The following is a 10000-nucleotide window of genomic DNA, read 5'->3' on the forward strand; positions in this document are numbered from 1 at the left end:
GAGGAGCTGTCCTTAGTACGAGAGGACCGGGATGGACGCACCGCTGGTGTACCAGTTGTTCTGCCAAGGGCATAGCTGGGTAGCTATGTGCGGAAGGGATAAGTGCTGAAAGCATCTAAGCATGAAGCCCCCCTCAAGATGAGATTTCCCATAGCGTAAGCTAGTAAGATCCCTGAAAGATGATCAGGTTGATAGGTTCGAGGTGGAAGCATGGTGACATGTGGAGCTGACGAATACTAATAGATCGAGGACTTAACCATATAATATGTAGCAAATGTTATCTAGTTTTGAAGGAATATGCCTTCATAGTTTGGTGATGATGGCAGAGAGGTCACACCCGTTCCCATACCGAACACGGAAGTTAAGCTCTCTAGCGCCGATGGTAGTTGGGACCTTGTCCCTGTGAGAGTAGGACGTCGCCAAGCAACTTTAAGACGAGTCAGAATGACTCGTCTTTTTTGTATGCTTTCATACCTCTGTTAATTGCCTGCTTAACTCCTTCTAAATAGGCGAATCCATGCCTTTTATCTGGTTCTAAGTAAGTACCTTCTGCCCATTCATTCCACGCATTAATAAATAAAAACTCGCTGTTGTAAAGAGAATAGGTACGCTGGATTTGTTTGCTTAAATATATCGTGAACTTCCTAGGGGTAGAACCTAGGAAGATGCTGCTATTTAAGTCTTTGCGGCGTGCCGTGTTGTCCCAGTCAACAAAGGCACCAGGAAATGTTTTTTTCTCTGGAGGAGATCGCTTTAGTATATACATCTATAAATGCTAGTTTAAATGTACACATTAACACTTGAATAAGCATGTACATTTTCAACAGGATTCTACATACTGACTTTGAGGTGGTTAGTGTGTATATCAAACTAGATATTCCAACGGAATTTACAATTAAAAGTCTTACAGACTTGTCTAATTTTAAAAATTTAATGGAGAACTTAAAGATGAAAATAAATAAAAGTCAACTAGCGCGAGAATTGAAGGTTGATCGACGTACCATTGATAAATACATGAATGGCTTTATACCAAAAGGAACCAAAAATAGAACATCAAAAATCGATGCCTATTATGAAGTGATTGTAGATCTTTTATCAGATGAATCTAAACAAACTTTTTACTATATGCGGGTTCTATGGCAATATCTAACGGATAATCATGGTTTGCAATGTTCCCAGTCTACTTTTCGTGCCTATATCAATAGGAAACCTGAATTCAAAAAATATTTTAAGGATGGTAAACGTATTGCTTCAAACTTACCAGGAAAGGTTCGTTATGAAACACCTCCTGCTGAACAAGCGCAATTAGATTGGAAAGAAAGCATAAAGTTTGAAACGAAAGATGGTGAAACGATATTTGTAAATGTGGCTGTACTTCTACTATCTTATTCACGCTTTAGAGTTTTCCACTTGAATATTTCAAAATCCCAAAGTGTATTACTGTCATTTATGACAGAGGCATTTGAAGCGTTTGGTGGCGTACCGAAGGTAATCGTTACAGATAATATGAAAACTGTAATGGATGAGGCTCGAACAGAACATTTTTCAGGAACAATTAATAATAAGTTTGCACAATTTGCCCAGGATTTCGGATTTAAGGTACAACCTTGTATTGCAGGACGTCCAAATACAAAAGGAAAAATAGAAGCTCCAATGAAACTTCTAGATGAAATTCATGCTTATCAAGGCAAGTTTACTTTTGAAGAATTGCATGAATTTGTACAAAGGTTATGTAAAAGAATTAATCAAACGTTTCATCAGGGAACTGGTAAGATTCCGGTGTTTGCCTTAAAACAAGAAAAGAATCTCTTACAGCCACTCCCTACGAGTACAATAAGAGATTCCTATAAGATTAAACATAAGCTTGTAAAAGTAAATGCGTCAGGAATGATATCTTACAAATCAAATCAATACTCAGTGCCAGCTGAGTATCAAGGTAAGACCGTTGGTCTACAAGTCTATGATAATCAAATATATGTTTATCATAACATGAAGTTAATTGTACAACATAAAATCAGTCAATCTAAGCTTAATTATAAAGAAGAACATTATAAAAACGCATTGGCTAAGTCACTACCAAAATATCCGAACATTGACAATTTGGCGAAACAAAATTTATCAGTAATTGGTGAGGTATATAGAAATGAAGAATAGCTATCAACAGTTAACCACAAACCTAGAGTATTTAAAATTAAAACAAATGACACAACATTTAGGGGAAGTCGTTGATTTTAGTATTAATAATCAATTGTCATTCGTGGAAGCACTGGTTAAGCTGACAAACTATGAAATTGATGTAAGAGAACAAAATATGATTCACTCTATGGTAAAAATGGGCGCATTCCCTCATAGAAAGGAGATTGATGCATTTGATTTTGAATTCCAGCCAAGTATTAATAAACAACAAATCTTAGATTTTATTTCTCTACGTTTCCTAGAACAACAAGAAAACATAGTATTTTTAGGACCTAGTGGTGTTGGTAAAACCCATTTAGCGACATCGGTAGGTATAGCAGCAGCTAAAAAACGAACAAGCACTTATTTTATTAAGTGTCATGATTTACTTCAAAATTTGAAGCGTGCAAAGCTTGAGAATCGTCTAGAATCAAGATTAAAACACTACACAAAGTATAAATTGCTTATCATCGATGAAATTGGGTATTTACCAATTGATCCGGAGGATGCAAAATTATTTTTCCAACTCATTGATATGCGTTATGAAAAACGTAGTACGATTTTAACTACAAATGTAAATTTCAAATCATGGGATGAAATCTTTCAGGACCCTAAAATAGCTAATGCCATACTAGATCGTGTATTACATCACGCTACCGTTGTTAGCATTGTAGGACAATCATACCGAATTAAAGATCATTTCAGTAAAGAAAACGATTAAATTTGTACATGCTTAAACAAGTGAAAATGTACATGATCATCTTGACATTTACAATACATCCACACTTTATCATAATCCCAAGCGTTTATTTGTTTACCAGACTCATATATTGTCTTATTTATGTCTGAAGAGCTATCATGAGCAATTGTATAAAAAGGCTCGAATTGAATGCTAGCATCAAATCCATTTATATTAGGAAGTGGAAAGCTGTTTAATGTTTCTGCAAAGTATATACCTTTCAAACCATTTTCTTGTGCGAGTGTATTCCAATAATGAAGCATTTGTTCACAATGAGGGATATGCCCGGGACGATAAATAATGAATAGTGGTTTATCGTCTATACGGATATATCTCTCATCTTGGAAAGCTTGCAATAAATACTCAAAGTGTTCTTTCCAATCCGATAATTCTCCATAATTTTGAGGCATTAATATGTGACTATCAAGACCATCCCAAGTTTTTGTCCACGGTTCATTTGCCCAAGAAAGGCAAAATGGAAAATCTGGTTCGCCCGTCTTAAGCACCTCATTAAAGGGTGCCTCCAATAGCCTCTTCCCTTTAAACCAGTAATGGTAATAACAAAAACCATATATGCCATGTGCTTTGGCGATTTCTGCTTGCCATTTTCTTACGGATGGGGTGGTTAAGTCATAATAAAAATCTTGATAAGGTTCTCTAGGTTGGTAATGTCCTGAAAATAAAGGTCGTGCACTTTTAGTATTTGTCCATTCAGTAAACCCTTTCCCCCACCATCGGTCATTTTCTTTTATTTGATGAAACTGTGGTAAGTAAAAAGCGATTATTTTCAAGATATATCCCCCTTATGTTCTTCGTAGTTCAAGTGGTGGGAAGTTACTTTTGATTTTTTGAATCTAGTTAAAGCATGAGATATGTTATTTACTTACTGTGTTTAGGCTGCATAATGAATTCTTTTTTACAGTTTGCTTGATATGGAAATCTTTGATGATTTAATATATACGGCTGAGATACAAAATGATCTTCATTATACAATGAGCGAAAAGAGTTAATCTTTTTGGAGAACAAATAGAGCTTGGGGTAACCGGTTTGTATCATCAAAAAAATCCCGTAGCTTTAAATACTTCTCATAGCGATTTTTAATATAAGTTCTAGGTATAACGGTTTCTCCATAGAAGCTACTATTTCTAACGTCTCCAGCTCCCGTAGGGCTGTGGACAAAATTGCCGCTTTCATAATCCGAGATAGCACGATTTATATCTGGAAACGCTTGAGATAAAGTTTTATGCCACCCGGTTTGAATTAATTCAGGTTGTTTCTTGAATTGTTGACAGAAATCGAGAAAATAGCGTGCTTGTGTTGTGGCGATGAAGATGCCACCTGGACGAAGAATTCTTGAAAATTCCTTTATCCAATTTTCTGCTGTTTCTTCGGATAAATGTGAGAATACAGAATAAGCGAATATGATATCTAATGAATTGTCATTAATAAATTCTACAGGAGGTTGTGGATTGGCTGTTTTATATATCCCTCGTCCTAACGTTTCATTACAAAGAGTAATCATGAGGGGATCTACATCAATACCAAGTAAATTTTCATCGCGAACATCTTTGAAAAAGAAACGTATAATTCTTCCCCATCCGCAACCAAAGTCTAGAATTTTACGTTCTTTATTCAAGGGGACACCTAAATTTTGGGCATACGTTTTTACATGGCTATAAAACAAATATGCTTCATAAAGAGCATGTTCATAGGAAGCACCTACAAACTGTTGTTGAATTTCTTCGGGGGGGAACATAGGTACTGGGATGTCGTTTATCTTTGTTTGTGAGCAACTTTGTATAAATAGATTTAGAAGTTCAACATCAGAAAGCGGGCTAACAAGGTTATCAAAATCATTTCCTAACTTGAAGTTATTCATTTGTTAACCTCCAAATTATATAGTACCTAAAAATTATTTTCGTGTTTTTTACTAATAAAAACGTGTAGAAATTCAGCATCTAACCCCAGTGATCTATCCTTTTGTAAATAAACAATGGTATACATATTTGCATGTGTATAAATATATTCAATCATATCTTGACCCCAATCAAATGTTACTAAAGACCCGTTCTCATCAATAGGATTACCATGATAAATTGGCTCCTCAATATATTCGATTCCTTCTTTATTGATTCTTGCTCTTTGTAAAGTCTTTGTGAGTGTATGATACCAAGGGACAGTAAACACATGAGCACCGCCAGCCTTTAATACACGTTCTATTTCTTTAAAGGCTTTGTTTGGCTCCATTACATGTTCAAAGACATCTTGAGTAATGAACAAATCAAAAGATTCATTTTGGAAAGTCATATCTTCTAAGTTCTCACATCTAATTCCTTGAAAGTATTGGCCGAGAGGATAGTTTTTAAAGTATTGAGAATAAGTATAGTTTTTGCAGTTTTTTATAAGTAGCTGAGTTGTAATTCCCCCAGGAGAGGATTCGTGGATATGATAGGAACCCCATTTAGGAAAAAATGTATTTAAAACATGGATTATAGCTCGCTGCCTTGGTATAGAGTGACATGTAGAACATAAGTAATGATCTCTAAGCCAATCATTCTGCTCTATAAATGTAGTTTCCTTCTCACAGATAACACAATATCCATTATTGTGCTTCAAATTACCTTCCACATGACATCACTCCTGTGTAAAAAAATGCATATGACACACACGTCAACAATCAGTGAAATCAAAGAGAGTGGGATGGAAATTAGGGAACCCATAAAAGTGAGATTGGTAGAATGGAATAATTAGCGGGAGAGAACCCCTCGCTAATTAAAGTTTCACTTTATGCTATGCGATACATTCGCTTTTATTCATTGAAGAATGTATCGACTTAGAATATCCCTTTTGTGTACGGATACATTTCAAAGTCTTGTGCATATATTTCTGTAACTAACGCCATTGTTTCTTCATCATAAAAGCTTTCATATGTTGGAAAGCGAGGGAAGGTGGCATCTGTAATGCTGAGTTCTGCATAACTTCCTGTATAAAGCATCTTATGAGCCCGATGATGATCTGAATTTGTAAGAAGCGCTAAATTGGATTTAATTAAATCGTACGTGTGTTCTATCTTAGTGATTTGTGTATTAAAATCTTCTAAAGGAATATAGTATTGGATGAAATTTTCTTCACCTGGAACGTATTGCTGACTAAAATGTATGTCCATTGCTAGGGAATTTGAACCCAATGCTCGAATGTAATATAAAAATTGTTTAAATGATACTCCACGGTTACTATATTTGTCATTATACAAATAGTGGCGGATATTTTCCCATTGAGGGCTAGCATATGGATTGTCAGCAAGTAATAAAAATGAGCTGACGGCCCTTTTGTAGGGATTCCGTACAAGTTTACAAACATCTTTATTTGTTGTTAGAAGCCCATTTTGTAACTCTGGTATGTAGTTAGTGTTGTTTTTATACACCCAGAATTCATAGTAATGAATAAAGTCATGGTATTTCTTTGCATCATTAAACAATCCAATTTGAAAAAAGAACCAATTAGCTAAGGCGGTACATCCGCTTCTATGGCTCCAGAATAGTATAAGTGGAAAGTCTTTATGGAAATGTGGGATTCGATCTTTATGTAGGATTACATGATTTAAAAGCTCTTGATTTACACTCTTCATATACATGTAGTCCTCCTTTTTGAAATTTTTATTTATGGAGAAGGGAAGTTTTTACTAATCCAATATATTCATGGGTATGAGTAAATAGTATGAGTGTTTTTTGTGGTCAGCTTAAATGAGGTATCGATTCTAAAAGGAAAATATAAAATAAAGATAATGAAAATTTATAAGGGGCATACAATTATAAGAGAATGAATAATAGAGGTGACCAAGTTCGTTTATTTGTATTTCTAGGTGTGATAAGCAAAAATCTTATTACTAGAGAGGATATTATGAGGAAGAATAATTATTTAATAGTAGGTGGAAATAGTTTCATTGGTATTAACCTCGCATTAGGTTTATTGAAACAAGGTCAAAATGTAAAAGTATTTTCCAGACATATAAATAATTTTCCTCAAAATATTATAAGTGATGTTGAATTTATTAAAGGTGATTTAGCGAATGTTAAAGATATATATAAAGCTTTAGTGAATGTGGATATTATTATTTATTTAGCTGCAACGTCTAATGTAGCAACTTCAATTGAAGATGTTTTCGGAGATATAAACAGTAGCTTTTTTTTTCTTAACTTCATGGAAAGTGTTAAAAATTTTCCTGTTAAAAAAATTGTATTAGCATCTTCTGGAGGCACGGTTTACGGTGAACCGGAATATTTACCTATTGATGAGGAACATCCATTAAAACCACTTTCTCCTTATGGAATAACAAAAGTGTCGCTTGAAAATTACTTGTACTTTTATAAGAAAAAATACGGAATTGACTATGTTGTATGTAGATATTCTAATCCATATGGAAAATATCAAAATCCTTTAAAGAAAGTTGGGGCAATAAATTGTTTTTTGTATCAGCATCTCAGTAATGAAAAGATTAATATATATGGGAATCCGCAAGAGATTATTCGAGATTATATTTATATCGATGATTTAGTTGAAATCACTATACAACTATCACAATTAAATCGTTTGAAATCTTGTGTGTATAACATAGGGAGCGGCAAGGGTCTCTCTTTAAAACGAATTATAGTAGAATTGGAGAAATTAACGGAAAGAAAAGTGGACTTTACCTGCTATAAACAAAGGGAAGAAAATGTTCAAAAAATCATTTTAAATATAGATAGAGTAAGACGAGAATGTAATTGGGAACCGAAAATAGATTTCAAAAGTGGAATTAGATTAAATAAGCTATGGATTGAAGAGTTCTTATATAGTAAAAAATAATAAGCCATGCCCTACTTTTGTATAAGTAGAGCGTGGTTTATTATTTTATTTCTTTTTTTATTACCCAAAGGTCTTGATGTTCCCACCAAAAACCTTCAGTGTATTTTTTGATGACAGGGTTATAGGGTAATAATTTAATTTTGTCACATACGTAAGATGGACTAACGATCGTTTGCCCGTATTGATGAACATCTAAATCTAATTGTTCACTAGAAGGGAGAAACCAATAACCCTGTTTATTTAAATCTGGAAAGCTGAAGTACTTTTTACTTTGATAACCATGAGTTGTGAAAATGAATAAGCCTTCAGGAGAAACAGCATTATACAATGTTTGAAGCCAACGAAACCAAGTTGTATCAGGCATATGAGAAAAAAAGGATAGACAAAAGACAATATCATACGTAGACGAGGCCAATTTTACTTGTTCAGGTTCAGGGTGAGATAAGATAGAAGAAGTATTTAATGCGTTTTCAATAAAATTAATAGCCTCTTCATGTATATCACAGGTAGTTATACTTAAGTTCGTTTGTAGGTTTAATAAATGACGTGTTACGCAGCCATATCCGGATGCGAATTCTAATAATTTTATTGGAGTGTCTATAGGGGGATAAAAGGAAGTAATTAAATCTAAGAGTGTTTCTGCGGATTTTCTCCCATCTTGAAAATAATAATCTATCGCTTCTTTTTTAGATGGGAAGACTGGATTAGTGACAAGGAATTGAAAGATATGATCTTCTGGATGGATACTTGCATTTACATTGTAGTTGTGTGCAATTTGAGAAAGCAAATCTTGATTTGCTTCTATAAATTCTTTCAAAGAGTAACCCTCCTTAAATGATAGTAACGTTTTACAAGAGATACTGATGGCGAAGAAAATATATCATTCAATCTTCAAATATGCTTTAAGGTACTTTCTATATGTGTACATTTTCTTTTTTGAAATGTCGTCGATAGTAAAGGTTTCTTTAATGAAATTCTGCATTTGTACAACTTCACTGTAATGGGAATATGAATCTTTTGTTCTCGTTACGCTATTTGTATGTCGTCTATGATAGTTTAACGGTTTTGGATTAAAATAAATGTTCCCCTCTTTAAGAATAGAAACATAGAAAAACCAATCACCAGCTACTTTAAACTTTTCTAATTGTTTTTCTGTAGTTTTTATATCTATGTTTTTAAAAACTACACTTGAGACATTAGGTATGGTGTTTTTGATAAGTAATGTATCCTGTATTTCATCTATCCCTTTTCGAAAATAAGAACTTTTCCATTTTTCTTTATCAATATCATTTGTGTAATCTAAATAATGATTGGCTAGGATATTTCCTTGTTCATCTATTTGTTTTGATTGTGTGTAGCTTAAGGTAACATCACCATTTATATGAAACCCTTGTGTTACTTCTTCTAAAAATGTCTGATCACATAAGTCATCGGCCTCTGCAATCCAAATATAATCACCGGTTGCTGCAGAGACGCCTTTTATCCATTGTTTAAATACAGAACCAGAGTTTGTATCATTAATAATCTGCTGAACTTTTAGGTGGGGCTTATTTTCGTTTGAGAGCAGCTGTTCAAATATAGATACGCTATTGTCAGTAGAGGCATCGTCTAGGAAAATTAGTTCGTAAAGGGGATAGGTTTGGTTTAATATGGATTTAACTCGGTCAGGTAAGTATTTTTCGTAATTATAGTTTGGTATGATTACGCTTATTTTTTTGTAATTATGATCAAGTAGGTTTAACAGTTGATAAATGTAATGAAGAAAGTTGAAATCTTTTTCAATAAGCTCTTGGCCAAAGTGTCCTTTTTGTAATCGTAAGTCTTCATCTCCAATAAATTCATGTATTCTTTCCAGCACCTGCGGTAAATTTAAAAAGTCTACTAAGGCGCCAGTTTGTTCCGTAACAACATCTTCAAAACCTCCAGCGTTTTTAAACCCTATAACAGGGACTTTTGTATCTAATGCCTCTAAAACAACGTTTGGAAAAGGATCTTCTCTTGAAGTTAATAAATATAAATCAGCCCCGGCGTTATATAAACCGATATCTGGAGTGGGCTCAACTAATGTGAAATGTGCTGTATATCTTGGGGATAGCGTGTTAAAGAAATGAACATCCGTTCTCCCGACCCAGATAAAATGAATATTCGTATGAACCTTTCTTACTGAGTAAGCAATAAGTGAGAATAAATCTATCCCTTTCCGATGATCAGCAAAACCTACTCCCAAAATGATTTTGCTAT

8 protein-coding genes, 2 rRNA genes and 2 pseudogenes (2 of these 12 only partly in view) are annotated in these 10000 nt (G+C 34.0%); 5 read left to right on the plus strand and 7 right to left on the minus strand.

Translation table 11 applies throughout. The annotated features are described in order from the left end of the window. Together QCI41_RS19520 and rrf are read left to right on the plus strand one after the other, a co-directional pair. Nucleotides 1-260 (plus strand): 23S ribosomal RNA (locus QCI41_RS19520); it begins 2662 nt to the left of the window's first position. Nucleotides 261-309: 49 nt separating this feature from the next. Next, a 5S ribosomal RNA gene (gene rrf / locus QCI41_RS19525) occupies nucleotides 310-425 on the plus strand. Nucleotides 426-439: 14 nt separating this feature from the next. On the opposite strand, the pseudogene QCI41_RS19530 reads toward rrf, so the two are convergent. After that, nucleotides 440-766 (minus strand): annotated as a pseudogene (locus QCI41_RS19530) (glycoside hydrolase family 99-like domain-containing protein); the annotation flags it as partial. Nucleotides 767-858: 92 nt separating this feature from the next. Between QCI41_RS19530 and istA the strand changes: the two are divergent. Both istA and istB read left to right on the plus strand, forming a co-directional pair. Further along, nucleotides 859-2154 carry an IS21 family transposase gene (gene istA / locus QCI41_RS19535; protein WP_353836570.1) on the plus strand — a complete coding sequence of 432 codons (1296 nt, stop codon included), beginning with the start codon at nucleotides 859-861 and terminating at the stop codon, nucleotides 2152-2154. After that, nucleotides 2144-2896: an IS21-like element IS232 family helper ATPase IstB gene (gene istB / locus QCI41_RS19540; protein ID WP_098866930.1), complete on the plus strand. Its 753-nt coding sequence runs from the start codon at nucleotides 2144-2146 to the stop codon at nucleotides 2894-2896. The genes istA and istB overlap by 11 nt, the downstream gene beginning before the upstream one ends. Before the next feature lie 53 nt (nucleotides 2897-2949). Here the strand turns inward: istB and QCI41_RS19545 are convergent. The 4 genes and pseudogenes from QCI41_RS19545 to QCI41_RS19560 all read right to left on the minus strand — a co-directional run. Next, a pseudogene (locus QCI41_RS19545) lies at nucleotides 2950-3705 on the minus strand (glycosyltransferase WbsX family protein); the annotation flags it as partial. A 215-nt stretch (nucleotides 3706-3920) separates the two neighbouring features. Beyond that, the gene (locus QCI41_RS19550; RefSeq protein WP_353836893.1) at nucleotides 3921-4793 is read right to left on the minus strand and encodes a class I SAM-dependent methyltransferase; all 873 of its coding nucleotides are present in this window, start codon (nucleotides 4791-4793) and stop codon (nucleotides 3921-3923) included. A gap of 26 nt (nucleotides 4794-4819) precedes the next feature. After that, nucleotides 4820-5542: a class I SAM-dependent methyltransferase gene (locus tag QCI41_RS19555; protein WP_353836892.1), complete on the minus strand. Its 723-nt coding sequence runs from the start codon at nucleotides 5540-5542 to the stop codon at nucleotides 4820-4822. 205 nt (nucleotides 5543-5747) lie between these two features. Next, nucleotides 5748-6542 carry a sulfotransferase family 2 domain-containing protein gene (locus QCI41_RS19560; RefSeq protein ID WP_353836891.1) on the minus strand — a complete coding sequence of 265 codons (795 nt, stop codon included), beginning with the start codon at nucleotides 6540-6542 and terminating at the stop codon, nucleotides 5748-5750. A 272-nt stretch (nucleotides 6543-6814) separates the two neighbouring features. On the opposite strand from QCI41_RS19560, the gene QCI41_RS19565 reads away from it, so the two are divergent. Continuing rightward, entirely contained in the window at nucleotides 6815-7759 is a 945-nt protein-coding gene (locus QCI41_RS19565) for an NAD-dependent epimerase/dehydratase family protein (RefSeq protein WP_353836890.1), read from the plus strand. Between the two features lie 40 nt (nucleotides 7760-7799). Here QCI41_RS19565 and QCI41_RS19570 read toward each other — a convergent pair whose 3' ends face one another. Continuing rightward, nucleotides 7800-8576, minus strand: coding sequence for a class I SAM-dependent methyltransferase (locus QCI41_RS19570; RefSeq protein WP_353836889.1), 777 nt, complete (start codon nucleotides 8574-8576; stop codon nucleotides 7800-7802). 63 nt (nucleotides 8577-8639) lie between these two features. Next, nucleotides 8640-10000 carry the 3' portion of a glycosyltransferase gene (locus tag QCI41_RS19575; protein ID WP_353836888.1) on the minus strand. The gene runs 574 nt beyond the window's last position, so only the last 1361 of its 1935 coding nucleotides appear in the window; its start codon lies off the right edge, out of view — the gene reads right to left on this strand; the stop codon is at nucleotides 8640-8642.

The organism is Bacillus cereus group sp. MG4 (genome assembly GCF_040460055.1).
In the GTDB taxonomy this organism is placed as follows: Bacteria; Bacillota; Bacilli; order Bacillales; family Bacillaceae_G; genus Bacillus_A; species Bacillus_A wiedmannii.

Bases quoted from the DNA above. Each gene is read 5' to 3' on its own strand.
- istB (WP_098866930.1), top strand. From the start codon at position 2,144: ATGAAGAATAGCTATCAACAGTTAACCACAAACCTAGAGTATTTAAAA.
- QCI41_RS19560 (WP_353836891.1), bottom strand. From the start codon at position 6,542: ATGAAGAGTGTAAATCAAGAGCTTTTAAATCATGTAATCCTACATAAA.
- QCI41_RS19550 (WP_353836893.1), bottom strand. From the start codon at position 4,793: ATGAATAACTTCAAGTTAGGAAATGATTTTGATAACCTTGTTAGCCCG.
- QCI41_RS19565 (WP_353836890.1), top strand. From the start codon at position 6,815: ATGAGGAAGAATAATTATTTAATAGTAGGTGGAAATAGTTTCATTGGT.